This is a genomic window from Amycolatopsis sp. NPDC043885, assembly GCF_056435685.1.
In genome coordinates this window covers 34,807-60,312 of record NZ_JBWKEA010000005.1, presented here as the reverse complement: position 1 = coordinate 60,312, position 25,506 = coordinate 34,807, and the positions used below count along the sequence as shown (strand labels likewise).

General features: G+C 68.8%; 24 protein-coding genes. 21 read left to right on the top strand and 3 right to left on the bottom strand.

What is annotated here, in order from left to right; genetic code table 11:
* The first annotated feature begins 1 nt into the window (after window position 1).
* The 14 genes from AC069I_RS17685 to AC069I_RS17620 all read left to right on the top strand — a co-directional run bounded on the left by AC069I_RS17685 (window position 2) and on the right by AC069I_RS17620 (window position 17,595).
* Window positions 2-2,275, top strand: a complete 2,274-nt coding sequence (locus tag AC069I_RS17685; RefSeq protein WP_478225985.1) for a class I tRNA ligase family protein — start codon at window positions 2-4, stop codon at window positions 2,273-2,275.
* On the top strand, window positions 2,272-5,565 hold the full coding sequence (locus AC069I_RS17680) for a non-ribosomal peptide synthetase (protein ID WP_478265859.1): 3,294 nt from the start codon (window positions 2,272-2,274) through the stop codon (window positions 5,563-5,565). Before AC069I_RS17685 ends, AC069I_RS17680 begins: the two co-directional genes overlap by 4 nt.
* Window positions 5,565-7,112, top strand: coding sequence for an AMP-binding protein (locus tag AC069I_RS17675; RefSeq protein ID WP_478265858.1), 1,548 nt, complete (start codon window positions 5,565-5,567; stop codon window positions 7,110-7,112). Before AC069I_RS17680 ends, AC069I_RS17675 begins: the two co-directional genes overlap by 1 nt.
* Entirely contained in the window at window positions 7,102-7,368 is a 267-nt protein-coding gene (locus AC069I_RS17670) for a phosphopantetheine-binding protein (protein WP_478225988.1), read from the top strand. Before AC069I_RS17675 ends, AC069I_RS17670 begins: the two co-directional genes overlap by 11 nt.
* Window positions 7,365-7,982 (top strand): GNAT family N-acetyltransferase, encoded by a 618-nt coding sequence (locus AC069I_RS17665; RefSeq protein WP_478225989.1) that lies wholly within the window; start codon window positions 7,365-7,367, stop codon window positions 7,980-7,982. Before AC069I_RS17670 ends, AC069I_RS17665 begins: the two co-directional genes overlap by 4 nt.
* A complete protein-coding gene (locus AC069I_RS17660; protein ID WP_478225990.1) occupies window positions 7,979-9,004 on the top strand; it encodes a C45 family autoproteolytic acyltransferase/hydolase in 1,026 nt (341 codons plus the stop codon). The genes AC069I_RS17665 and AC069I_RS17660 overlap by 4 nt, the downstream gene beginning before the upstream one ends.
* Window positions 9,005-9,022: 18 nt before the next feature.
* Window positions 9,023-9,778, top strand: a complete 756-nt coding sequence (locus AC069I_RS17655) for a thioesterase II family protein (RefSeq protein ID WP_478225991.1) — start codon at window positions 9,023-9,025, stop codon at window positions 9,776-9,778.
* The gene (locus tag AC069I_RS17650) at window positions 9,778-10,701 is read left to right on the top strand and encodes a beta-ketoacyl-[acyl-carrier-protein] synthase family protein (RefSeq protein ID WP_478225992.1); all 924 of its coding nucleotides are present in this window, start codon (window positions 9,778-9,780) and stop codon (window positions 10,699-10,701) included. Before AC069I_RS17655 ends, AC069I_RS17650 begins: the two co-directional genes overlap by 1 nt.
* Window positions 10,691-12,901: an iron-containing redox enzyme family protein gene (locus AC069I_RS17645; RefSeq protein ID WP_478225993.1), complete on the top strand. Its 2,211-nt coding sequence runs from the start codon at window positions 10,691-10,693 to the stop codon at window positions 12,899-12,901. Before AC069I_RS17650 ends, AC069I_RS17645 begins: the two co-directional genes overlap by 11 nt.
* On the top strand, window positions 12,898-13,938 hold the full coding sequence (locus tag AC069I_RS17640; RefSeq protein ID WP_478225994.1) for a saccharopine dehydrogenase: 1,041 nt from the start codon (window positions 12,898-12,900) through the stop codon (window positions 13,936-13,938). Before AC069I_RS17645 ends, AC069I_RS17640 begins: the two co-directional genes overlap by 4 nt.
* The gene (locus AC069I_RS17635) at window positions 13,931-15,067 is read left to right on the top strand and encodes a saccharopine dehydrogenase family protein (RefSeq protein WP_478265857.1); all 1,137 of its coding nucleotides are present in this window, start codon (window positions 13,931-13,933) and stop codon (window positions 15,065-15,067) included. Before AC069I_RS17640 ends, AC069I_RS17635 begins: the two co-directional genes overlap by 8 nt.
* A gap of 20 nt (window positions 15,068-15,087) precedes the next feature.
* Window positions 15,088-16,407, top strand: coding sequence for an ATP-grasp domain-containing protein (locus AC069I_RS17630; RefSeq protein WP_478225996.1), 1,320 nt, complete (start codon window positions 15,088-15,090; stop codon window positions 16,405-16,407).
* Between the two features lie 145 nt (window positions 16,408-16,552).
* Window positions 16,553-17,302 (top strand): hypothetical protein, encoded by a 750-nt coding sequence (locus AC069I_RS17625; protein WP_478225997.1) that lies wholly within the window; start codon window positions 16,553-16,555, stop codon window positions 17,300-17,302.
* A complete protein-coding gene (locus AC069I_RS17620) occupies window positions 17,296-17,595 on the top strand; it encodes a hypothetical protein (protein ID WP_478225998.1) in 300 nt (99 codons plus the stop codon). The genes AC069I_RS17625 and AC069I_RS17620 overlap by 7 nt, the downstream gene beginning before the upstream one ends.
* 222 nt (window positions 17,596-17,817) lie before the next feature.
* Here the strand turns inward: AC069I_RS17620 and AC069I_RS17615 are convergent, their stop codons facing one another.
* A complete protein-coding gene (locus AC069I_RS17615; protein WP_478265856.1) occupies window positions 17,818-19,071 on the bottom strand; it encodes a glycoside hydrolase family 99 protein in 1,254 nt (417 codons plus the stop codon).
* Window positions 19,072-19,282: 211 nt separating this feature from the next.
* Between AC069I_RS17615 and AC069I_RS17610 the strand changes: the two genes are divergently transcribed.
* Entirely contained in the window at window positions 19,283-19,549 is a 267-nt protein-coding gene (locus tag AC069I_RS17610; RefSeq protein ID WP_478226000.1) for an ATP-binding cassette domain-containing protein, read from the top strand.
* A gap of 241 nt (window positions 19,550-19,790) precedes the next feature.
* Here the strand turns inward: AC069I_RS17610 and AC069I_RS17605 are convergent, their stop codons facing one another.
* Window positions 19,791-20,192 (bottom strand): hypothetical protein, encoded by a 402-nt coding sequence (locus AC069I_RS17605; RefSeq protein WP_478265855.1) that lies wholly within the window; start codon window positions 20,190-20,192, stop codon window positions 19,791-19,793.
* Between the two features lie 30 nt (window positions 20,193-20,222).
* Here AC069I_RS17605 and AC069I_RS17600 point away from each other — a divergent pair, with 30 nt between their 5' ends.
* The 6 genes from AC069I_RS17600 (at window position 20,223) to gcl (ending at window position 24,773) form a co-directional block, all read left to right on the top strand.
* A complete protein-coding gene (locus tag AC069I_RS17600; RefSeq protein WP_478226002.1) occupies window positions 20,223-20,660 on the top strand; it encodes a hypothetical protein in 438 nt (145 codons plus the stop codon).
* A complete protein-coding gene (locus AC069I_RS17595) occupies window positions 20,657-20,809 on the top strand; it encodes a hypothetical protein (RefSeq protein WP_478226003.1) in 153 nt (50 codons plus the stop codon). The genes AC069I_RS17600 and AC069I_RS17595 overlap by 4 nt, the downstream gene beginning before the upstream one ends.
* Entirely contained in the window at window positions 20,806-21,174 is a 369-nt protein-coding gene (locus AC069I_RS17590; RefSeq protein WP_478265854.1) for a 2Fe-2S iron-sulfur cluster-binding protein, read from the top strand. Before AC069I_RS17595 ends, AC069I_RS17590 begins: the two co-directional genes overlap by 4 nt.
* 189 nt (window positions 21,175-21,363) lie before the next feature.
* The gene (locus AC069I_RS17585; protein ID WP_478265853.1) at window positions 21,364-22,191 is read left to right on the top strand and encodes a hydroxypyruvate isomerase family protein; all 828 of its coding nucleotides are present in this window, start codon (window positions 21,364-21,366) and stop codon (window positions 22,189-22,191) included.
* The gene (locus tag AC069I_RS17580; RefSeq protein ID WP_478265852.1) at window positions 22,188-23,075 is read left to right on the top strand and encodes a 2-hydroxy-3-oxopropionate reductase; all 888 of its coding nucleotides are present in this window, start codon (window positions 22,188-22,190) and stop codon (window positions 23,073-23,075) included. Before AC069I_RS17585 ends, AC069I_RS17580 begins: the two co-directional genes overlap by 4 nt.
* Window positions 23,076-23,078: 3 nt before the next feature.
* Window positions 23,079-24,773 carry a glyoxylate carboligase gene (gene gcl, locus AC069I_RS17575; RefSeq protein WP_478265851.1) on the top strand — a complete coding sequence of 565 codons (1,695 nt, stop codon included), beginning with the start codon at window positions 23,079-23,081 and terminating at the stop codon, window positions 24,771-24,773.
* A 44-nt stretch (window positions 24,774-24,817) separates the two neighbouring features.
* Here gcl and AC069I_RS17570 read toward each other — a convergent pair whose 3' ends face one another.
* Window positions 24,818-25,246 carry a pyridoxamine 5'-phosphate oxidase family protein gene (locus tag AC069I_RS17570; protein WP_478226009.1) on the bottom strand — a complete coding sequence of 143 codons (429 nt, stop codon included), beginning with the start codon at window positions 25,244-25,246 and terminating at the stop codon, window positions 24,818-24,820.
* Window positions 25,247-25,506 lie beyond the last annotated feature (260 nt).

Genomic DNA, 25,506 nt, shown 5'->3' with positions numbered 1-25,506 from the left:
CGTGGACATCAGTACGTTCACCGGCGAAGGACTGAGCCGCGCGTTCGGCATCGACGTCGCCGCACTGGATCCGGGCGCCGCCGGTGACCTGGGCGTGGGCGCGTCCTGGGGCAGGGTGGCCCCCGGCGTGCGGTCGCTGACCCATCAACACGACGAGACCGAGGTATGGGTACTGGTCGCCGGCGGAGGCGACCTCGTCGTCGACGGTGCCGAACACCGGATCGAGGCCGGAGCCGTCGTGCGCTTCGACCCGTTCGAAACCCACTACGTCACCAACACCGGCGAAGCCGATCTCGTGCTGGCCTCGTTCTTCTGGCGTGACACCGCCCGTGCGACCGCCGCCGCCGGGCGTTCGGTGCGCCGCCGCTTCGGGGAGCGCCCGGTCTTCGTGTTCTCGTCCGCGCCCACCCCCAACGGCGACCTGCATCTGGGACATCTGGCCGGGCCGTTCTTCGCCGCGGACGCCTACACCCGGTTCCAGCGGATGAACGGCGTGCTGGCCTGGCACCTCTGCGGCAGCGACGACTACCAGAACTACGTCGAGACGGCCGGTGCCAAGGAAGGCCGCTCTCCTCTGGACACCGCGGCGCACTACAGCGGGCGGATCCGCGAGACCCTCGCGGCCATGGACATCGAGGTCCACCAGTTCACCGCGACCAGTGCCGACGACACCTATCCGGACGGCTTGCGTGGCTTCTTCGGCAAGCTGGTCGCGTCCGATCCCGTCCGGCTGGCCGAGGCCGACGCGTTGTTCGACCCGGAATCGGGCAGGTACCTCTTCGAATCCGGGGTCAGCGGCAGGTGCCCGTCGTGCGGGGAGACCACCGGCGGCAACATCTGCGAGAGCTGTAAGGAGCCCAACTCGGTAGCCGACTTGGGAGACCCGGTCTCGGCCGAGTCCGGTGCCGCACCCCGGCGCGGCACCGTGCGCCGTTACCAGCTGGCCCTGCACGAACTCGCAGACCACGTCCGTGACCACCACCGCAAGGGCAGGGTGCCGTCCTCGGTGAAGGAACTGGCCGCACGGGTCCTGTCGCGCGGCTTGGTCGAAGTCCCGCTGACCCATCCCGCCGACTGGGGCCTGACCCCCGCCGAGTCCGCGGTGGACGGACAGGTGATCTGGTCGTGGATCGACTACGCCTACAGCATCCTGCACGGTGTCGGCGCGCTCGGGACGCGTATCGGCGAGGAATGGCGGGCAGGCGAGCCGGACGCAGACTGGAAGATCGTGCACTTCCTCGGCGCCGACGGGAGTTTCTTCCACCCGATCGTCGTGCCCGCGCTCTACCGGGCGGCGCATCCGGACTGGGCGCCCGACATCGACTACCACATCAACGAGTTCTACCTGCTTCAGGAAAGCAAGTTCTCCACCAGCCGCCGTCACGCGGTCTGGGGGCGTGACGTGCTCGGCCCGGAGACCGCGGACGCGTACCGGCTCTACCTGGCGCTGACCCGCCCGGAGGGCAGGCGCACCAACTTCGACCCCGACGAGTTCGACGCGTTCACCCGGGACACGCTCGAAGCCCAATGGCAGGGCTGGCTCTCGGACCTGGGAGAGCGACTCGCCCGCGGTCACGGCGGCGAGGTTCCCGACGCCGGTGTCTGGACCCCGGAGCACACCGCGTTCCTGGCCCGGCTCACCGAGCGGCTCGCCGCGCTGACCCGGTCACTGGGCGCCGACGGGTTCTCCCTGAACTCCGCCGCCGCCGAACTGCTGGGCCTGGTCGAGGACACCCGCGCGTTCGCGGCCACGGAGTCGGCCGCCGCGCACGTCGGGGACTGGGCCGACGAGGCACGCACCGCCCTCGCGCTGGAACTGGCCGCCGCCCGGTTGCTGGCCACCTGCGGCACGCCGGTCATGCCGCGGTTCGCGAGTCTCCTGGCGGACGCGTTGGGGCTGCCCGCGGACCGCACCTGGCCGCACACCGTGGAACTGGTGCCCGCGGGAACCGCCGTCACCCTCGCCGGGCGTGTCTTCTTCGGCGCGAAACGGGAGAGCGCCGACGAATCACCGCTGCTGCCCTGGCTGTCCGGCGTGGTCCGCGAGGTGCTCCGGCTGCCCGCCGACGAACCGGTGGCCCATCTTTCCCTGACCGAGCTGGGCATGCAGTCCATGCAGGCCGTCGCGCTGCAGTACCAGTTGACCGACCGGCTGGACGCCGACGTCCCCCTGGAGACGCTGCTCAACGGCGGCGACGTCGCCGGGCTCGCCGACACACTGGTGAAGGATCTGCCCGAAGACGTGGTGCGCAAGCACGCGGAGGTGGGCCGATGACGACGACCGAACGGGAGACCCCCGCCCAGGTGGTGCGGGAACTGCACTCGCGGGGGCTCAGCGTGAGCCTCTCGGGGACCGACCTGAAACTGCAGGGCCCGCGTGAGCGGATGGACGCCGATCTGGTCGCGAAGGTCAAGGCGCACAAGGCCGAACTCGTCGGGTACCTGGACACCCCGCCCGGCGCGCCCCTGACGGAGTTGCAACGCGGCTACCTGATCGGCCGCGACCGGCAGGTGGAAATCGGCTCCGCCAGTCACGTCTACCACGAGATCTCCGGCTGCTGGGACATCGACGGGCTGGAACGCGCGCTGAACACGGTGGTGGCGCGACACGGCATCCTGCGCACTCGGTTCACCGAGGACGGGACCCAGATCGAGCAGCGTTCAGCGCCCGTCCGGATCTCCCGGTACGACCTGCGCGGTAAACCCGCCCAAGAGCAGGACGAGCACCGGGAAGCGGTGCGTGCCGAGCGAGCCCACCGCAGCCTGCCCGCCGACGAAGCGCCGTTGCTGGCCGTCGCGGTCACCCGGCTCTCCGATGAAGAGATGCTGCTGCACGTCGACCACGACGGCCTGATCCTCGACGCGATCAGCATCTTCCTGTTCTTCCAGCAGTGGCACGCCGAGTACCTGGGCGAGCCGGCGGAGGCGGGGGAGGAAGCGGCGTTCGCCGACTTCGTCGCCGCCCAGGAACGAGCCCGCGGCCGCGCGCCGGCGAAGCGGTCCCGTGAGTACTGGCTGGCGCGCCTGGACGACCTCGCACCGCATCCGGATCTGCCCCTGCGCACCAGTCCGTCATCGATCACCGAAGCCCGGTTCGCCACGCGGTTCGCCCGCCTTGATCGTCCACAATGGACTTCGCTGAAGAAACTGGCCGCCGGATACGGTCTGACACCGTCCGGATTGCTGCTGGCCGTCTACAGCGAAGTGCTGGCCTGCTGGGGCGCGGGGGACCGGTTCACGCTGAACACCACCGTGGCCAACCGGCCGCCGATCCACCCGCGGATCCACACCGCGCTGGGGAACTTCGGCGAGACCATGCTGGTGCGGGTGGAACCGGACGCCGGCGCGGGGTTCGCCGACCGGGCCCGCGCGATCCAGGCGTCGCTGCGCGAATCGCTGGACAACCGGCACTTCTCCGGCATCGAAGTTCTGCGCGAACTTGCCAGGAGGGGCGGCACGGACGCCCGGATGCCCTACACCTTCAACAGCGCCATCGGCTACGAAGGCGCCGACGGTTCGGCGATGGAGTTGTTCGGCCCGGAGGTGTACACCGAAAGTCAGACCCCGCAGGTGTGGCTGGACGTGTCACCCTACGAGCAGCACGGCGGGCTCGTGGTGCAGTTCGACAGTGTCGACGAACTGTTCCCCGAAGGACTGGTCGACGCCGTCGTCGACGGGTGCCGTCGGCTGCTCGGTGAACTGCTCGATCCCGGTGCCTGGTCACGGCGGATTTTCGACCTGCGCCCGGACGACCAGCGCGCCCGCCGCGCGGAAGTCAACGAAACCGCGACCGAGATCCCCGACCCTGTTCTACCGCAACGCTTTCTGGCGCAGGCCGAGTCCGCTCCGGACGCCCCCGCGGTGATCACCGGAACGGCCGAGATCAGCTATCGCGAGCTGCTCGCCCATGTCCAGAGGGCGGCTCGCTGGCTGCGGGACCGGGGAGTACGTCGTGACGAGCCGGTCGGGCTGGTGATGACCCGCGGGCCCGAGCATGTCGCCGGTATCCTCGCCGTCGTGCTCGCCGGCGGGGCCTACCTGCCGGTCGACGCCGGGCTGCCCCGGGAACGACGTGCGCTCATGCTCGCCGACGGTGGTACCAGGTTCGTCCTCACCAACGCCGGCCACACCGATGACGAGCGCGCCGTGCTGGACCTGGACCTCACCCGTCCCGCGGAGTCGGTGCGGCCCGTGGAGCCCCTGCCCGACGCCCATCCGGACGACCTGGCCTACGTGCTCTACACCTCCGGCACCACCGGCAGGCCCAAGGGCGTCATGGTCACCCACGGCGCGGTCGCCAACGTCGTCGCCGACTGCAACAGCCGGTTCGGCGTCGGACCCGGTGACCGGTTCTTCGGTATCAGCATGTTCTCGTTCGACTTGTCGGTCTACGACGTGTTCGGCGCGCTGTCGGCGGGGGCGGCCGTCGTGCTGCCGGACGCCGATCAGGCGGCCGATCCGGGGCACTGGCTGCGGTTGTGCGGCCGGACGGGCGTGACCGTGTGGAATTCCGTCCCCGCCATCGCCGGGCTGCTGCTCGAACAGGCCGAGGCCGGCGGCGCCGAGGCACTGAAGACGCTGCGGCTGGTCATGATGAGCGGCGACCGGCTGCCCCCCGCGCTCCCGGCCGCGCTGCGGGCGGTGTGCCCCGGTGTGGATGTGATCTCGCTCGGCGGGCCGACCGAGACGACCATCTGGAACATCTCGCATCCGGTCGGCATTCACGAGGACGGCTCGGAGTCGATCCCCTACGGCAGGCCCAACGCCAACAACCGGGCCTACGTGCTCGACGCGGCGGGCCGTGACCTGCCGGACTGGGTCACCGGCGAGATCTGCGCGGCGGGCACCGGCCTGGCGCGCGGCTACTGGAACGACGAGGAGCGGACCGCCGAGCGGTTCGCCGACGACCCCGTCCGCGGCGAACGGATCTACCGCACCGGTGACCTGGGGCGCTGGCTGCCCACCGGCGAGATCGAGATCCTCGGCCGCACGGACTTCCAGATCAAGGTCAACGGCTACCGCATCGAAGCGGGCGAGGTCGAGACCCGGCTGGTCGCACTGGAGGAGGTCCGCCGCGCCGTGGTGGCCCGCGAGTCCGCCGGGCGGGGAGACCGCCTTGTCGCGCATCTCGTGCCCGCCGGGGACGAGCGGCCTACCGCCCGCGACCTCGGTGCGCGGCTGCGCGAGGTGCTGCCGCAGTACATGGTTCCCTCCGGAGTCTATTGGCATGACACGTTTCCCTTGACGCGCAACGGAAAGGTCGACCGCGCGAAGCTGCAGGAACACCAGCCCGGCCAGGCGGCCGCCGCCGAGGCGCCACCGGACACCGAACTGGAGCACGAGGTCGCGCTCTTGTGGGCGAAGGTGCTCAAAGCAGACGTGCCGGCCGCCACCACGACCCTGTTCGACCTCGGCGGCGACTCGCTGGTCGCGGCCCGGATCCTCGCCGGTGTCCGGAAACGGTTCGGTGTCGGCTTCACCTTGGACCGGTTGCCCGAACTGGACACCGTGCGCCGCATGGCCGCGATGATCGCCGCCGCTCCGAGGAAGAAGGGGGACCGCTGATGACCACCCCCGGAACGAGGATCCCGGACGGGCTGCTGAACGCCATCATCGCGGCCCCGCCCGAACCCGGTCACCGATTGCGGGTCGCGCGGCTCGACAGGACCGAGGAGTTCGAGCTGCGGGAGGTGTACGAGATGGCGGGCAGGGTCGCCCGCGCCCTCGCCGACCTCGGTGTCCGGCGCGGCGACCGTGTCGGCGTGCTCGCGCCCAACTGCCTGGAGTGGGTACTGCTGGACCTCGCGGCCCTGCGCGTCGGCGCGGTGACCGTGGGGTTCGATCCGGCGAAGTTCGACGCCGATCCCGTACTGGCCGTCCGGTACGGCCTGACGGTGCTCTTCGCCGACGCGGATGGCGACCGGGTCCATCCGCTGACGGACGTCCGGGCCTTGGCCGCGGACCGCGACGCCGTCGCGCCCGAACCGGTGCGCTACGTGCCGGAGGACGTCACGACCCTGAAGCTCACGTCGGGCAGCACCGGCGAGCCCAAGGGCATGACCGCGTCGGTCGGCAGCATCGACGCCGGTATCGCCGCCGTGCAGGAGATCTTCCGGCATGGCGCGGACGACGATCTGTTCGTCTTCCTTCCGTTGGCGGTCCTGCAACAGCGGTACTGGGTCTACTCGGCGTTCCGTTACGGACACGACGTCACTCTGAGCACCTACGAGGCCGCTTTCCCCACGCTGCGCAGGGTCGCGCCCACTGTGGTGATGGGTGTGCCGGGGTTCTTCGCCACCGCCAAGGCCTTCATCGAGCGCCAGGTCGCCAGGTCGGGCCCGGAGACCCCGTCGTCGGAGGCGCTGGCCCACGGTGCTCGCCGAGTGTTCGGTGACCGCGTCCGCTACCTGTGGACCGGTTCCGCGCCGGCGGCCGAAGACGTCCTGCGGTTCTTCACCGACGCGGGACTGCCCATCTACGAAGGTTACGGCCTCAACGAGACCTGCGTCGTGACCAAGAACCATCCCGGCGCGCATCGCCAGGGGAGCGTCGGAAAGGTGCTCCCGCACAAAGAAGTCCTGATCGGCGACGACGGCGTGGTGAGCGTCCGCAGCCGGTTCCCGGTGTGCGACCGATACGAGTTCGCGCCGCCCGGCGCGTCCGAACGGGTGTTTCCCGAGCCCGACCTGGTTCGCACTGGCGATCTGGGGGAAGTGGACGACGACGGCTTCCTCTACATCAAGGGGCGGGCCGACGACGTGATCGTGCTCGAGAACGGCCGGAAGGTGGTGGTGCGCCCGGTCGAAGACCATATGCGCACCAGTCCCGCCATCGCCGAATGCGTGCTGTTCTGCCCTGCCCAGAGCTATCTGGTGGCCGTGGTGTCCCCGGCTTCGCTTCCGGCCGACGAAGCGGCCATCACCGAACAGCTCACCCGCACCAACGCGGCGTTCGGTGCCGACGAGCAGATCCGCAAGGTGGTCGTCGCCGCCGAACCGTTCAGCTCCGCCAACGGACTGCTCACCTCGCAGTTCAAGCCACTGCGGTCGCGTATCGCCGACCGCTATCACGACGAGATCCACGACGACCAAGGGAGCGTGCATGTCTGCTGACCTGTCCACCATCGACGACGCGGTGCGGGACAACCTGTCCCGCGTGCTGAGCAAGCCGGTCGAACCCGCCGACTTCGACCCGGACCGTGATCTCGCCGACGGCTACGGGCTGACCTCGATGCAGAAGGTGATGTTCCTGATGTCCGCCTGCGACGACACCGGGGTCGCGCTGGAGACGTTCACCGAGCCGGACGTGGCCGCCATGAAGACGCTCCGCGACGTCACCGACGCGCTCGCCGGGGCGGTGGCCGAATGACCGGGCCGCGCTGGGCGGACGCCGCCCGCACCGAACTGTCCGACGAGCACGTGCTGCTGCGGCCGATCGCCGAGACCGATCGCGAACCACTGCGCACACAGGCACTGGACCCGGCGATTTGGCGCTACTTCGTCCAGCTCATCGAGACCGACGAACACTTCGACGCCTTCTTCGACGCCGCGGTCGCCGACCAGGCCAACGGCGACCGGGTCGTGTACGTGATCACCGACCGGACGTCCGGGCTGATCGCGGGCAGCATGAGCTTCTGCAGCATCAACCAGGACGCGGGGCGGCTCGAGATCGGCTGGTCCTGGCTGGGGACGAAGTTCCACGGCAAGGGTGTCAACCACTGGGCCAAGTACCTCATGATGCGCGAAGCCTTCGAACGGCTGGGCGCCGAACGGGTCGAGTTCAAGACCGACGCGCTGAACAAACAGGCCCGCCAGGGGCTGCGCAACATCGGCGCGGTCGAGGAAGGCATCCTGCGCAGCTTCAACCCCATGCCGGGCAATCGGCGCCGCGACGCCGTCTACTACAGCGTCCTGCGCGCCGAATGGCCCGAGGTGGCGGCCACCCTGCTGGCGGGGAAGAAGGGCAAGGAGCGTGGCTCGTGACCGTCCCTTTGGTCCGTGCCCACGGTGACCCCCGCACCCGCGGCCGCGCCCACGGCGAGGCACTGAGGAGGGAACTGCGGGCGTTCCTCGGCGACCGGTTCGCCCGGCTCAACGCGCTTTCACCCGATCCATTGGACCTCGACGCGTTACGTCCCGACCTCACCGAGTACGCCCGCGCGATCGACGCTCAGCTCCCGGACCTGGGAGAGGAGATCCGCGGCCTGGCCGACGGCGCCGGCATCTCCCACGACGAAGCGGTGCTGCTGCAGATGCGCCGTGAGGTGCTCGGCTACCGGAAACTGCCGACGATGGGCGACTGCACGACGTACGCCCGGACAGGATCCGAACCGGTGCTCGCGCAGACGGTCGACCTCAACGGCGATCTCGACGACCACATCGCGGTACTCGACGTCCGGGCGGGACCGCGGCGGTCGCTGGTGCTCAGTTTCGGCGGCCTGCTCGGCTATCTCGGGGTCAACAGCGCCGGGCTCGCAGTCGGGCTGAACCTGGTGCTGGCGGGGAAATGGCGGCACGGGCCGTCGCCCTACCTCGCGATCCGGCATCTGCTCGACACCTGCGACAGTGTCACCGAAGCCGTTGACGCGGTGCGTGATCTGCGGCTCGCCAGCTCACGGTCGCTGACCCTGTGCGACAGGGAAACGACCGCGTGGGTGGAGATCGCCGACGACGACGTTCGGGTGAGCGAAGGAACGGAAGTGGCGCACACCAACCATTTCCTGCATCCGGACCTCGTCCCGCGGGACGAGCTGACCGTCTTCGCGCGCAACTTCTCCGTCCGACGGCTCGAAACCTGCGTCGATCGGCTCGCCGGACTGCCGGCGCGAGCGTCCACAGAGGACCATTTCGCGTTGCTGGCCCGCGAACCGTTGCGCGTCGCGGGTGACGGTGACATCCGCCGCGACCGGACCGTCGCCGCGGTGGTGCTCCGCCCGGATCGCGGGGAACTGCACGTGCGCCCCGGCGACCCGGCCGCCTCGTCCACCGAATCCTTCGCGCTGTGACCCGAGAGGAGACACCCGGTGCCCGACTGGTTCCTCACCCGCGGCGGTGATCGCCCCGCCAGGGTCTTCTGTTTCCCCTACGCCGGCGGAGACCCGCGTACCTACCTCGACTGGCAGCCGCTGCTCGACGGCCACGCCGACGTCGTCGCGGTCTGCCCCCCGGGCAAGGCGCACCGCGCGCACGAACCGCTCCCCGTGTTCGACGAACTCGCCGACCGGATCGCCGAGGCGATCGCCCATGAGGTCGACCGCGATCCGCGCCCTGCGCAGCTGTTCGGCCACAGTTTCGGCGGGTTGCTGGCCTTCGAGGTCGCCCGCAGGCTACGGGATGTTCCCGCCGTCGGTCATCTGACCGCGTCCGGCATCTCCGCCCCCTCGTTGCTGCCTTCGGAGCGGGTGCGCGGCATCGCCGGGCTGGACGGCGCCGAATTCGCCGAGGCGCTGGTGTTCTTCGGCCAGTTCCCACCCGACGTCGTCGCGGACGAGGACGTCCTGGCCCTGCTGCTTCCCGGCCTCAAAGCCGATTTCGACCTGGCCGTGGGCTATCGCTACCGGACGGCACCACCGTTGGAGATCGGTGTCTCGATCATCGTCGGCACCGAGGATCCGCATGTCGGCTCCGCGCAGATCGCCCCGTGGGACATCGAATGCGCCGAGCCGCCGGAGCACGTCCGCGTCCCCGGTGGTCACTTCTACTTCGATCCCGACCCGGGCCCGGTCGTGTCGGTGCTGAACGCGCACGCCGAATCCGTGACACACGTGGAGGTGATCTGATGCCGGTCTACCTCGGCGAACCTCGCTACGTCCTCGGAGAGCAGGAGATCGACCACGCGGACCTGCCCGGCCTGGAGACCAAGGCCGAGCAGTACGGGCTCGCCCTCGAACCCGCCTTGTGGGGCTGGGGAAGCGTGTTCCGCACCGAACGCGGACTCGACGACCTCGCCGTGGACGCGGCCACGGAAACACTGCGCGCCGGCGGGACCGACCCGGGAACGGTCGAGGCCCTGGTGCTCTGCTCGACCTACCTGCCGGGACCGCCGGAAGGACACGGCACCTTCATCCGGGGGGTGCTGACCCGGCTCGGTCTCGGTGACATCCCCGTCTACGGCACGAGCATGGGCCGGTGTGTCAACCTGCTGTCCGGTCTGGACGTCGCGACCGCACTGGTCGCCGCCGGGCGGTTCCGGCGCGTCCTCGTCGTCACGGCGGACCGGGTGTTCGACGAAGACACGAGGATCACCGGTTACGCGCTGTTCAGCGACGGTGGCGCCGCCTGCCTCGTCGACGCCGACGGCGGCGCCTACGAAGTCCTCGGCTGCTCGTCCGCCCAGGAGACGGCGTCGCTGGACTGGTCGTCCGAGATCAGCTCCGACCTCGCCAAACAGGTCAACGAGCAACTCCTCGGTACCCGGGGAATCGACGTCGGTGAGCTGGATGCCTTGCTGCACAGCAACATCTACCTTCCGCTGCTGGTGATGAAGGAACGGCAGGCCGGTTTCGGCCCCGGCCAGCTCGACACGACGAACATCAGCCGCGTCGGGCACTGCTTCGCCGCCGACCCGCTGATCAATCTCGCCGACCGCGAAACGGCGGGCCGCGTCCGCCCCGGCGGGCACTACCTGCTGGCCTCCAGCGTGCCCGGCTCCCGGATCGGGATCCTGGTCCGCACACCGGAAGGAGCGATCGATGGCCGTTGAGCCGACTCTCGTCCCCGACGACACCACGACTTCCCTGCCCTGCCGGCCGTTCCACTTCACGCCCGGCACCGACGGCGCCGTCGACGCGATCATCGCCGCCGGCCCGCGCGAGATGTTCCGCACGCTTCTCCAGCAACGCGAATCCGAAGCTACTCTGCTCCTCGCCCGCCGTCTCCTGCACGCCTTCCTCGGCCACTCGCGCGAACCGGTCGACGATCTGCCCGGCGCCGCCGGTGAGCTGATCGTGCAGGCTCGAGCCGATCTGGGGCCCGCGCTGGAATCCCTCTCCACGACCGAGCCGGGGATCCGTGCCGAGCTGCTCCGACAGCGCGGGGTGATCGCCCTGCTCGACGGCTGCTGGCTCGACGCGGTCTCCCAGCCCGCCACCCAGCCCGCCGTCGTGGTGAACCGCTTGTTCGCCCATCACTTCGACCTGGCGGGAGGCGGCGAGCCGCTCGCATCCGCGCAGCACCGCCGGGCGCGGGCGCTGGAAGACGAGGGGGCGGCGCTGCCGGACGTCGCCGCCGCCGATTTCCTCGACCGTGCTGGTGCCCGCCCCGCGACGATCCTGCTCGCCTGCCTCCCGCTGTCGCTCGCGGTGCTGCCGGGCAATTTCCTGCCCGAGGTCGTCGGCCTGCACCACGCCTTCCACCGGCTGGGTGTCGACGATCTGCTGCTGGGCACCCCGCCACCGATCCCGGCGGACGATCTCGACGACCTGCTCGGCGAATACGCCGCCCAAGCGAGCCCGGAAGACCGCGAGCGGGTGCTGGCCGCCGTCGCGCTGACACTGTCGTGCGAACGCGAGCACGTGCGGTTGCTCACCGAACTCGCCGAGTTCCGCCGTACCCAGACGCTGGAGTCGCGGGTCGCCGAGGTGATCTCCCGGCACGCGCCGCTGGCCGGCCGCCAGCACGGCCGGGTCTCGCTGGGCGACCGGCACCTGGTGGACGTGTTCGCCGGATTCGGCCGCGCCGCCGGCGACACGGACCCCGGCTTACTCGCCGCGTTCCTCACCGAATTCCGGGACTCGCCGTATCTGGTGGAGCGCGACGACGGCGACTGCTGGTTCCTCGCCGCGACCCGGTTCGGCGGGCCGATGTTCGGCATCTTCGACGAGGCCGAAGCCGCGGTGCTCGCCGAATGGGCCGCCACCGTGCACAAAGGTGACCGGCCGCCGATCACCGTGCGCCTCAACACGGTCGGCGACGAACTCGCCGCCCGCTGGTCGGCCGCGTTCGCCGAAGCCGCACCCGGCGACGTGGTGTTCGACGACTCGCCGCCCGCCGACGACCGCGACCTTTTCCATCGGCTGGTCAACATCGAGAACCACGCCAGCACGATGCCGGTGGCCATCGAGCGCGCGGAGCGCTGTTTCGCCGACGCGCAGGTGCTGTTCGAACACGGCGCGGGCGGCCGCTACACCGACGCGAGTTTCTTCGAGTACGACGCCGACGCGCTCTACGCGCGCGCGGAGAAGATCTACTGGGAGAAGCTGGTGGACCCGTACGAGCCACTGCGCGAGGTCCCGGACGTGGACGAAGTCCTGTTCCGGCAGAGCACCTACCAGCTGACCTACCTGATCGACGGCGCCTGGCTGCACCGCGTCGGCAGGCTGGGCCGCCGGGAACGCGAAAGCGACGGCATGCTGTTCCGCATCCACGCCGACGAGATGGGCAACGGGGACCTGCGCAAGAACCACCTCACCCTGACCCGCCGCGCGATGGTCAGCCAGGGCCGGGACCTGCCGCACATCCGTACCGAGGAGTTCGCCGACCAGGACGAACTGCCCGACGACATGTACGGCTTCGCGTTGCAGCAGCTGTCGATGTGCCTGTTCCCCGACCGGTTCTACAACGAGATCCTCGGCTACAACCTGGCGATCGAGATGTTCGGCTCCGGCGAGATGCGGCTGCACGAGATCCAGAAGCTGCGTCACCACGGTTTCGACGACTGCTACGAGCAGGCGCACCTGACCATCGACAACTTCTCCGCCGGGCATGCCAAACAGGCCGCCGACATCATCGTCGCTTACCTGGACCGGGTGCGGCGCACCAGCGGCGAAGCAGCTGTGGCGGGGGAGTGGCGCCGGATCTGGCGTGGATACGCCTCCTTCGCCTACTTCCTCGAACAGCCGTTGCTTCGTGACGTCGCGGTGGCCGCATCCACCGAAGACGACAGTGCGGAGCTGGTGTTGTGACCGAGTTGACGTTGCTGATGCGCGAAGAGTCCCGGCCGACCGAGCGGCGCGCGCCGCTGTCTCCGCAAACAGCCGGGAAGCTGCTCCGCGAGGGCGTCGCCGTCAGCGTGGAGCGCTCATCGCGGCGCGTGTTCGGCGACGAGGAGTACGCGGCGGTGGGCTGCGCGCTGGTCCCGCCGGGGAGCTGGCCGGACGCCCCGGAAGACGTGCACGTGGTGGGCCTGAAGGAACTGCCCGACCGGCCAGACCTCTTGCGGCACCGGCACGTCTTCTTCGGGCACGCCTACAAGAACCAGCCGGGAGCCGCGAACCTGCTGCGCAGATTCGCCGAGGGCGGCGGAACGCTGCTGGATCTGGAAAGCCTCGTCGACGAGCGAGGTCGCCGGGTCGCCGCTTTCGGGTACTGGGCAGGCTACGTCGGCGCCGCGCTCGCCGTCCTGCGTCACCGCGGTGACCTGGTCGAACCCTTGACGCCGACCACCCGCGGAAACCTCGACAAGGCTCTGGCCGCGGATGAGGAACCCTTGCGGGCCTTGGTCATCGGCGCCCTCGGCCGATGCGGGAGCGGGGCCGGGGACGCGCTCGTCGCGGCGGGCGCGGAAGTGACTCGGTGGGATCTCGCGGAGACCGAAAACCTCGACGTCGCAGCCTTGCTCGACCACGACGTCCTCGTCAACGCGGTCCTCGCCACAGGGCCGATCTCCCCGTTCCTGACCGCCGAGACGCTCCGGCGCCCCCGGCGGCTGTCCGTGGTCGCCGACGTCACCTGCGATGTCGGATCGCCATGCCACGCCCTGCCGATCTACGACCGGACCACAACCTGGCAGGACCCGGCGCTCCCGCTGGACGGACTCGACGTGATCGCGATCGACAACCTGCCGTCACTGCTTCCCCGTGAAGCGACCGTGGACTTCGCCGCGGACCTGGCGCCGCATCTGGCCGTCCTCGGCGATTCCGGCGTCTGGCGCCGCGCCGAAGCCGCGTTCACCGCCGCCTGCGCCTCCCACGCCCTCCATCGGAAGGAAGACCATGCCTGACACCCCGACCGTGCACTGGATCGGCACCGGCCTGTCCACCGGGCCCGGTCTCACCGCCCTCGCCGAGCGAGCACGCGTATTGCTCTGGGGCCGCACCGAAGCCAAAGCGGCCGCCTGCCTCGCTCGTCTCGGAGCGCAAGGCGAACCTCGGCGCTTCACCTCGGAAGCACTGGCCGCGGAGGTCACCGAAGGAGACGTCGTCGTCTCGATGCTGCCGGGCACCGAACATCCGCGGCTGCTGCGTCTCTGCCTGGACAACGGCGCGCACTTCGCCTGCAGCAGCTACGCCTCGGACGAGATCCGCAACGGTGCCGGGAAGGCGGCCGCGGCCGGGCTCACGGTGCTCACCGAAATCGGGCTGGATCCCGGAATCGACCACCTCTTCGCCGACGTCCTGGTCGAGCGGGCGGCGCGGGCGCTGGGGCCGGACACGACGGCCACCGCCGCGTTCACCTCCTACTGCGGCGGAGTGCCCGCCGAGCCCAACGAGTTCCGGTACCGGTTCAGCTGGGCACCCCGCGGTGTGCTGACCGCCCTGCTCACCCCGGCGCACTACGTCGAGGCGGGCGACAAGCACATCGCGAACCAGCCGTGGGAGGTAGCGCGGCCGCTCGATCTCGACGGGGAAAGATTCGAGGTGTACCCGAATCGGGACAGCCTGCCTTACATCCGCCAGTACGGGATACCGGAGAGCTGGCGGCTGGACACCTTCGTACGCGGAACCCTCCGCCTGAACGGCTGGCTCGACGCCTGGGAGAAGGTGTTCGCCGAGCTGCGCGAGGGCGACGCCGACCGGATCACCGAACTCGCGGAGGAACTTGCCACCCGCTACCCGACACGCGCGGAAGACAGGGACCGGGTGGTGCTCGCGGTCGAACTGTCCGTCCGCGGCGAGGACGGACGCACCTGGGCCGGCCGGTATTCGCTGGACCTCATCGGTGAGCCCGGCGCCAGCGCCATGGCCCGGTGCGTATCCGTGCCGCTCGCCCTCGGCATCGGAGAACTGCTCGACGGAGCTCTGCCGGCAGGGCTCGTCCAGGGCGCCCCCGACCCGGCCACCGCCGGGCAGTGGATCGAGAAACTCGCCTCCTGGGGCCTTCCGATCCGCATCGCCGGCACCGACAGCTGAGACCGACCAGAGGAGGCAGCATGACCCAGCGGACCGGTAAGCCCGGCGCCGTCATCCTCACCGGCTCGTTCCCGGTGATCCGGCGCAACCCGCTGTATCTCGACGAGGTGACCCGACGCGACCTGCGGGTCCTGGTGATCACCGCCGAGTCCTACCGCGAGCAGGCGGCCGCCGCGATCGGCGACCCGGACAACCCTGCTTCGCAGATCACCGAAATCGGCTACGTTTCGGGCGATTTCACCGTGCAGGGCGCCTTTCTCGCGGGGGCGATCGCACAGGCCACCGTGTGGCGGACCACGTACGACATCGTGGGCGCCTACGCCGTCGGGGACTATCTGGCCGAGCCGACCGGCCTGCTCTGTGACGCGCTGGGCGTCCCGTCACCCGGCCTGCGCGCCAGCCGCGCCTGCCGCAGCAAGTTCCTGCAACGCTGGTATGCCCCGGAGCTCGGCCCGGCGTCACTGACCATCCCCGCGGGAGACCGGGAAACCGCGGATCTGTCTGGCGTCACCTACCCGGCGGTGGTCAAACCAGCGGGTCGCGCGTCCAGCTCCGGGGTCGAGACCGTGCACGGTGAAGAGGAGCTGCGCCGCCGCCTCAGTGGCTATCCCGGCCATGAGGTCGTCCTGGTCGAAGAAAAGGTCGACGGCCCGGAGTACTCGGTGGAAAGCCTCGTGCAGCGAGGAGAAACAATCTTCGCCTCGGTCACCGGCAAGGAAACCACCGACTCGCACGCCCGGACATTCGTCGAACTCGCGCACAGCGTTCCCACCGCCGACGACAGCGTCCGCGATACCGTCCTCGACGCGAACCGCGCGCTGCTCGGCGCCCTGGCATTTGCCGACGGCATCGCGCACTCCGAATGGCGCGTCGGGGAGGACGGGGTGCCCCGGTTGATGGAGATCGCCGGCCGGACTCCCGGTGACGGTCTTCTGGTGCTCTATCACCTGGCCACCGGCGCCCCGCTGGAACCGGAGATCATTCGCATCGCTCTCGGCGAGCGTGCCTCGTATCCGCGGCCGACCCGCTACGCCCGGCAGGTCTACCTCGAGCATGTGCCGGGGAAACTGGCCGACGTCACCGTCGAATGGCCGGATGTCGAACCCGTGTGGATCGGCGCCAGCGGCGTGTGGCCGGACATCCTGCCCGGTACCCCGGACGACGGCCCGACCCTGCGTGCGGTCCTGGTACACCAGCCACGGGGAGCGAAACTGGTGCCACTGGCCAGTTCCGACGATCGGTCCGTCAGCTTCTTCATCGACGCGGCCACGCCCGACGATCTGGATGAACTGGAGAAGCGAGTGCGCGCCGCGATCTCGATCGAAGTCATGCCCGGCTGACGGCCCCGCCACCGACCTCCGACGCGTCCTCGAAGTTTCGAGTAGGGCCTGTCACTGACGCCTCGCCTGTGTTCGTGCTGGCCGGCTTGGCGCGTTCTGGCTATTCGAGGGTCATGTCGCGGTCGAGCGAGACTTCCGGCGTCGCATGATCAGCGGTCTGCCCTCGATCGATGTGCATCTCGAAAGTGTCCCCTGGTTTCGATGGTCAGAGTGGCTCCTGCCGTGCATGCCGCAGGAGCCTGTCCGGGCGCTCGCGCAGGTTGCCATTCATTCCCGCCTGCGCAGCTTTGCTGCGAGGCGGTATCGTGAGCTGTTCAACACCACCTACCGTGAGAACGAGAGCGCCATCCGTCGATGGCTGCCGTTCCTGCCGAAGGAACGCCCGGCGCGCGCAACCTCGTGGCCGGTCGTGGTCGCCTTCGCGGGAGTCGCAGCGCTCCTGATGACCACGGTCCAGGTGAACGTCACGTCGCCGCGGCAGTTCGCCCCCGTCGCGTTCGGCTATTTCATCGCGATTCCGTTCGTGGTGCTGGCCTACGAGTATGCGATCGAGCAGCGGCTGCGGAGCGCCTTCGGCGGCGACGCGGCCCGGCTGCGGGTCATCGGTATGGCTCTCGTGATCGCCATTGTCTGCGCGGCGGTGTCGCGATTCTTTTCATTTCAACCGGGTTACGTGTATGGACTGCTTCTGGGATACACCATCGTGCGCGCCCGAGGTACCCGGCACGTCCGGGTGAAGGCGGAGGCAGTGCTGCGTGGTGTGGTCGTGCTGGTGGCACTTGCCGCGTGCGCGTGGCTGTTCTGGCAGTTCGGCGTCAGGGCCGCCGCCGAGAAGCCGGGTGCACCCGCGGCGCTGGTCGCGCTCGAACCCTGCTGTCGCAGATCGTTGTGCTGAGCCTGGAAACGTTGGTCATCGGCCTGGTGCCGGTGCGGTTCCTACACGGCGCGATCCTGCGCCAGTGGAACCGCCGCATCTGGCTGGCCGTGTATGCGACGGTCTTAATCCTGTTCACCGTGGTGCTCATCCACTGGCGGAGCGGGACGACGTGGGGGGATGTCCTACGGTCGTTCTGGCTGTTCGCCGCCTTCTGTGTGGGATCACTCCTGTTCTGGGCTTTCTTCGCGGTACGGGAGGCGCACAAGTCGCGCAGACTGCCCTGGCACCGACTCCCTCTCCAGCAACGATGAGCTCTCCGGCGGCTCTGCTGGTGGTGCAGAAACCCGCCGGGGCTGGGGATGTTTGTGGAATCGTGAAGATCGCGATGTTCTCTGATGGTCGATGGCGCGATGCGGCCATGCTTCAAGGTCTGAAACTTGACCTTGAAAGCCTTGCGCCGTGCTCTCCGAGACAAGGCGCGCGCCGTGTAGCGGCGAACAAACCGGGCGGAGGGTAGTGCCGGCGATGCTGATCTACGCCGGGCCGAACGACGATTGCGACTCGGCCGTCGGAAGTGTCGGCCTGGTGGGGCTCAAGGGGAGTTGTCCCTTGAGCATGCGGCCGCCGTCCGCGGTGAGCCGCAGGTAGTAGTCGGCGGAGCAGCGAGTCCCGTCTTCGTCGAGAGCGAGATAACCCGAACCCGCGGGAACGTCAGCCGAAGTCTCCGCGGTCTTGGCGATTTGGTTGCCCTCGTTGTACTCGTCGAACATCGAGATGTAGATGCCTTGCGCTCCGAGCCGGACCATGTTGTAGAACTGGCGCCACATGAAGTCACCGTGTACGCGCTGGCGCTGATTGAGATCGCCGGGCAGCACACACGGCTGGTAGTCGATGCCGTGGGCATCGCATTCGGCCTGGTCAGGCACGTTCACGGCGGTGTGGAAACGGTCCGAATCGGCGACTGTGGCGATCCGGCCGACCATCCACGGCGACAGCATGTCGAACGACCGGTAGACACCGCCGAAACCGGGCCGGGAATCCTCGATCTCGGTGCGCCAGTGTGTCGGTACACCGCCCATCACGTAGCAGCCTCGCGCCCTGAACCAGTTCACGACGTCCTGGCAGGGTTCAGGTCCCCACGGGCGGGCGGGATCGTTGAACCCGAATCCCCAGATGCCGACGACCGGCTTGTCGTTCTGATGCGCGTAAGCTGAGGACGAGGTGTAGGCCGACATCTTCGTCAGCCAGTCGGTCTTGATCTCCGACTGCATGTTCGTCCAGTTGGTCACGTCATACATGATGTAGAACATTCGACCCGTGGTCTCGGCGGCCGCCCGTACGTGCGCGGTGACGGCATCCCGGATGGGGCCTTCACCCCCGGTCGGGTTGAAGCGTTGGAGAGCCGCCGTGTCGCAGCCGTTTTCACGCATCCATTGGAAGTGGATATCCACGGTTTGGCTGTCATAGTTGGAGAACAGCGTGGCGGGCCGGCCATCGCCCAGGTTCGGGAACGCGGTCTGATAGGTGTTGATGTAGTTGCGCACGTCGGGCCACGACTTGACCGAACTGAGGGATGGAGATGGCGGTCGACTCCAGTCGTCGCTCCAATGCCACCAGCCATTGATGGGAGAGTGATCACCCCGGCAGGCGAACCAACCCTGATAGCCGACAGTAACCTTGCCGACGACGTCACCGAGGGGATAGGCGGTCTGGGCGGTGGCGGGCAGCAAGCCGAAAGCGGGTGCGGCGAGGGCTGAGCCGAGCAGTGTTCGACGCGACAGAGACATTGCGAACTCCTTCGTCGGCAACCTGACATCAGAATGCAAGAATGTTCTGAGCGCGGTCATGGGGGCGGTCTCGGCGGCCTCAGGGTGTTCGGCCGGTTCGCAAGGGCCCGCGCCGGTGCCGCGCGGACGGGTGAAGTCCTTGCCGTCCCCATCGAATACGGCTGGCGCACTCTGCTCGACGGCCCTGGGAAGGTGGAATTCCGGGGCGTGAGTGCGTTCGCCGGGGATAGGACGCTGTTGGCGGGCATCGATCTGGTCGTTCCCGGAGGCAGGTCGGTCCGGCGCGGGTAAATCCGTGCTGGCCGCGCTGGCGGCGAGATTGCGCGACCCGGAGCGAGGACAGGTACTGCTCGACGGCGTACCCCTGCCCGAACTCAGTCATGAGGCGCTGCGAAAGGCAGTCGGCTGTGCCTTCGAAGTGTGCCCGGTGGGGCGCCCGACACCAGCAAAAAGCCGCTGCCCAGCAGCGTGCCGGTGAACACGGCCAGATCTATGGGGTTGCTCTTCAACGAACCGGCACCTCCAGCGTCCTCAGCCTGAAATTCGTTGGCTGACCGGGCGAACGTGTCGTGGGCTCGAGCATATGGTCGTGCTTGTGCTGCTGCGTGCGACATGTATTTTTCGCAGATCAAGATGACCGTGGAGATGTACGGAAATCGGCCAGTCGATTTCCGGGCAGGGAACGTCGAGCGGCTTGACCGCTTCAGGTCAGTGCTGGTTCAGCAGATCTGAAATGATCGCTCGGGTCGGTGCCGTCGCCGGATCGTCAGGACGAGCAGGACGCAGAGCAGCAGGATCGTTCCGCCCGCCACGACCGGCCCGGTCGGGGACCTGCCTGAAGCGCCCGTGCCGCTGGAGTCTTCCGCCAGTGGGCTCAGGCGTGGCGCGGGTGTGCCTGTGATGTCTCGCAGTACGGTCAGGTAGCGGTCGCCATCCCGGACGCTGGGCTCGACATGGGAGTTCTCGCTGAACTCGTTCCAGCTGATCAGACCGAGAGCGTCCGGAGACGAGGTGATCGCGGCCGTGTGCTGGCGCCGCAGCGTTTCACCGCTCTCCGGTCGACCACTCGCCTGCCACCGATCTTCCGTGCGTTGAAGCCCGGTGCGAACGGCACGATCCATAGCCCCTTGTGCCGATGCACCGCAGTGCCCATGGCCGCCAGTTTGGCCGCCGTACCTTGTCACGGTGGGAGCGACGGAGGACCAGCGATCGCCGCGTTCGCCATCGGGGCGCGGAAGGGATACGTCTACCCGCGCGGTGAGTATCCACGCGCGCTGAAGGTGCCGCGCAACGCCATCGACATCGCCCGCGAACGCGGATTCCAGGGCGAGGAAACGGCGATCTTCAACTCGATCGAAGGCTTCCGCGGCGAGCCGAGGACCAAACCGCCGTTCCCGGTGGAGACGGGGTTGTTCGGCAAGCCGACGGTGGTGAACAACGTCGAGACCCTGGTCAACGTCCCGCTGATCCTCACCGAGGGTTTCGACGCCTACCGCCGTATCGGGACGGAGCGTTCGTCCGGGCCGAAACTGTTCTGCCTGTCCGGCGTCCTGGCGTGTACGAGGTGCCGTCGGGACGGCGCTCGGTGAACTGCTCGACCTGGCCCGAGGGGCGGGAGCTCCGGGCGATCCTGCTCGGCGGCGCGGTGGGTGGTTTCGTGCGCCCGGACGAGACCGCCCTGCCGTTGACCATGGAGGACGCCCGCGCGGCGGGCAGTGCGTGCCGTGCCGGATCGTGACCGTGCGGCAGGAGGAGGCGTTGCACCGGATCGTCGGCGGCCGCGGGCTCGGCACCGGCGGGGACGATCTCGCGCTGCTGCGCGAAGTCGGCCAGGTGATGCGTGATTCGTCCAGCTGCGGGCCGGCCCAGACCGCCTGGAACGCCATCGAGTCGACGATCGACCGGCTGGGCGCGCCGGAGGGGGCAGTCATGACCATCGTCGAAATAGGACTCCCGCGACGGCTCGTCGAGTTCACTGTGGACGGCGAGATCGTCCGCGTTCCCGAAGGATCGACGATTCTCGACGCCTGCGCGGCGGCGGGCAAGAACATCCCGACGTTCTGTTACGGCGACACCCTCGAACCGGCGAACGCTTGCCGGTGATGGTCGAGTGGGTCGTGAGTGGCGATTCGGGTGAGAACCCGAATCGCCACTCACGACCACCTGTACCGAACGGCCACCCGCGCTCGACGTCCCTCTGCCGGTATACCGCCCGTTGACCGAGGGCAGGCCAGCAAGCTATTCTCGATATACGAAAGAAAGTTTCCGCAGAGCGAAATTGCAGAGGTTTCGATGGCTGATCTTGCCGGTTCGCGTCATGCGCTGCCGTACGTGCTGAACCTGTCGCTGGTCTTCACCGAGCTGCCGCTGCTCGACCGTGCGGAGGCGGCGCGCGCGGCGGGTTTCACCGCGGTCGAGTACTGGTGGCCGTTCGAGACGCCGGTGCCGGACGCCGCCGAGGTCGACGCCTTCGTGGCGTCGGTCGAGCGGGCGGGCGTCGCGGTGACCGGGCTGAACTTCTTCCCCGGTGACATGGCGGGCGGCGATCGCGGCCTGGTCACCTGGCCCGGCCGCGAGGACGAGTTCGCCCGCGGTATCGCTTCGGCGATCGACCTGGGCGAGCGGCTCGGCTGCCGGCGGTTCAACGCGCTCTACGGCAACCGGATCGACGGCGCGGATCCGGCCGGGCAGGACAAGCTCGGCCTGTCGAATCTGGCGCTCGCGTCGGACGCGGCCGCGCGCATCGGCGCGGAGATCGTCCTGGAGCCGTTGTCTGGGGCGGAGAAGTACCCGCTCAAAACCGCGGGCGACGTACTGAAGGTGCTCGACGAACTCGGGCGGGACAACGTGAAGCTGCTGGCCGACCTGTACCACCTGGCGGTCAACGGTGACGACCTCGACACGGTCACGACCGTCCACACCGGACGGATCGGCCATGTGCAGATCGCCGATTCCCCAGGGCGTCACCAGCCGGGTACCGGAACGCTGGACATCGAGGGATACCTGGAAAAGCTGCAGACGGCGGGATACCGCGGGCAGGTCGGCGTGGAGTACAAGCCCGACGGGCCGAGCGCGGATTCGCTGTCGTGGCTGCCTTTCGAACGAAGGGGACTGGCATGACCAAGCTGGGATTCATCGGCCTGGGCATCATGGGCGGGCCGATGGCGGGACATCTTGTCGCCGCCGGCCACGAGGTGAGCGGGTTCGACACGAACGCCGACGCGCTCGCGAGGCTGGAAGCCGCGGGCGGCCGGGCCGCGAACGGGGTGACGGACGCGGTGGCGGGCGCGGAGGTCGTCATCACCATGCTGCCGAACCATCCTCAGGTCGAGACCGTCGTGCTCGCGGCGGGCGGGGTGCTGGAGTCGGCGAAACCGGGCACCCTGCTGATCGACATGAGCACCATCCGGCCGGAGACCTCCGTCGAGGTGGCCGAGCGGGCGGCGGAACGGGAGATCCGGGTGCTGGACGCGCCCGTTTCCGGTGGCCAGGCCGGAGCCGAGCAGGCATCACTGTCCATTATGGTCGGTGGCGATGGCGAGGACTTCACCGCGGCGCTCCCGATCCTGGAGTCGGTCGGCAAGACGATCGTCCACGTCGGGCCGCACGGCGCCGGCCAGGTCGTCAAGGCCGCGAACCAGCTGGTGGTCGGCGGCACCTACGGGCTGATCGCCGAGGCCATCGTGCTGCTCGAAGCCTCCGGCGTGGACGCCGGTGTCGGGCTGGACGTCCTCGCGGGCGGCCTCGCGGGCAGCCGGATTCTCGAACTCAAGCGGAAGTCCATGGTGGCGCGGGAATTCGCGCCGGGCTTCCGGATCGACCTGCACCACAAGGACATGGGCATCGCGCTCGCCGCCGCCAGGCAGGCCGAGGTCGCGCTGCCGCTCACCGGGCTGGTCGCCCAGCTCGTCGCCGCCGGACGGGCGATGGGCCACGGCTCGCTCGATCACTCCGCGCTGCTGAAGGTCGTCGAAACGCTGTCCGGCGCGGAAAACAAGGAGTGACGCATGCCCAGAATCCCCGCCATGCAGGCCGTCGTCGACGTTCTGGTCAGTGAGGGCGTCGGCACCGCGTTCGGCTGCCCCGGCGCCGCGATCCTCCCGCTGTACCACGCGATGCAGGACAGCGGTATCGAGCACCTGATCGTGCGCCACGAAGAGGGCGCGACCCATATGGCCGACGGCTGGGCGAGGACCACCGGCAACGTCGGCGTCGCGATCGGCACCTCCGGGCCCGCCGGGACGAACATGATCACCGGCCTCTACACCGCGCAGGCCGACTCGATCCCGATCCTGTGCATCACCGGGCAGGCCGACTCGCGGAAGCTGCACACCGAGGCGTTCCAGGCCGTCGACATCGTCGAGATCGCCAAACCGGTGACGAAATGGGCTGTGCAGGTCAAGGAGGCGGCCCAGCTGCCGTGGGTGTTCCGGGAGGCGTTCCGGATCGCGCGGTCCGGCCGTCCGGGGCCGGTGCTGATCGACCTGCCGATCGACGTCCAGCGGCAGGAGATCGAGTGGGACTCCAGTATCGACTCGCCGCTGCCGGTCACCAGGGCGACGCCGTCACCGGCCAGGGTCCAGCGCGCGCTGGATCTGCTGCTGGCCGCCGAACGGCCACTGATCCTCGCCGGTGGCGGCGTGGTGCTCGGCGACGCGAGCGACCGGCTGCGGACCGCGGCCGAGCTGCTCGGCGTCCCGGTCGGCGTGACGTTGATGGGCAAGGGGACCTTTCCCGAGGACCACGAACTGTTCGCCGGCATGGCGGGTATCCAGACCTCGCAACGCTGGGCGAACGCGGCCTTCCTCGAAGCGGATCTGGTGCTGGCGCTGGGCGCGCGGTTCGGCGATCGGCACACCGGTGACCTCGACGTCTACCGCGGGAACCGGAAGTTCATCCACGTCGACATCGAGCCGACGCAACTGGGCAAGGTGTTCGGACCGGATCTCGGCATCGTGTCGGACACGGGCGCCTTCCTGGACGCGCTGATCGAGGCGGCGTCGAAGCGTTCGCCGGTGCGGGATCGCGCGTGGCCACAGCGGATCGGCGAGCTCAAGGGGAGCCTGCCCCGGCGCGAGGACTTCGAGGACACACCGATCAAGGCGCCCCGGGTGTTCAAGGAGATCAACGAGTTCTACGGCGAGGACGCCTACTTCGTCACCGCGATCGGGCTCTACCAGATCTGGTCCGGGCAGTTCCAGCGCGCGCACAAGCCGCGGCACTACCAGGTGTGTGGCCAGGCGGGGCCGCTCGGCTGGGAGATCCCGGCGGCGATCGGGGTCAAGAAGGCGAAACCGGAGGCCGAGGTCGTCGGCGTCGTCGGGGACTACTCGTTCCAATTCCTGGTGGAGGAGCTGGCGGTCGCCGCGCAGTACGACGTCGGGTTCGTGCTGATCATGCTGAACAACGAGTACCTCGGGCTCATCCGGCAGGCCGAGACCGGCTACGAGATGAACTTCGAGGTCGACATCCACTACGACAAGATCGGCACGGACAACGTGAAGGTCATGGAGGCCTACGGCTGCTCCGGTACCCGTGTCACCGAGCCTGGCGATATCCGGGCTTCGCTGGAATGGGCGCGCAAGGAGGCCGAGCGGACGTCGCGACCGGTGCTGGTGGAGATCATGATCGAACGCGAAGGGAACGCCGCGATGGGCAAGGCACTCGACAGCGTCGTCGAGTTCGAACCGATCGCAGGCTGATGACGGTGTCCCGGCGGCCGGCCCGCCGGGACACCGTCATGCGGTCAGGCCTTGCTCTGATCGTTGCTCAGCCACTTCTCCGGCCGGACGCGGACCAGCACGGAGTTGTCGCTGAGCGCGCCGTCGACGTACTTGGTGCCCTCGTCGCCGGGCAGGTAGCGGTGCGCGATCTTCAGCGCCTGCTCCCTGGTCGGCGGCGTGTCGTTCGCGATGACCGGACCCTCGGCCGTCACGTACTTGTAGGGGAAGGTCTCCGTCTGCGCGACCAGGCTGAGCCTGCCCGCCTTCTTGATCGCCTTGTCCTTGACCGAGCCGCCGTCCATCCAGATCAGGAGCTCTCCGCCTGGCTCGTAGTCGTACCAGACCGGCACGGCCAGCGGCGCCCGGCCCTCCCGTTCCACGGCCAAGACCCCGATGTGGACCTCGCTCAGGAAGGCTTCCCGTTCTTCGGCGGTCATGACGAATGACGACATCCGTGTCTCGCTTCTCTCGGTTGGTGGCTACGAGAAGCGGTAACGCGGAACGGGTTCAGGCCATTCCGGGCGCTGAGCCGGCGATGTTACGTGATTGACCGGACGACACGCGTGACTGGATGGACGACACGACCCGCGGCCGATTCCGCCGCGAGTCGTCCGCCCGAACACGCGAAACCGCCACCCGCGCACCGGCAGAACCTACTAAGCGAGCGTGGCGGTCCCAGCGGTAGTGAAGGCCTCCTTCCCTACCCTCAAGG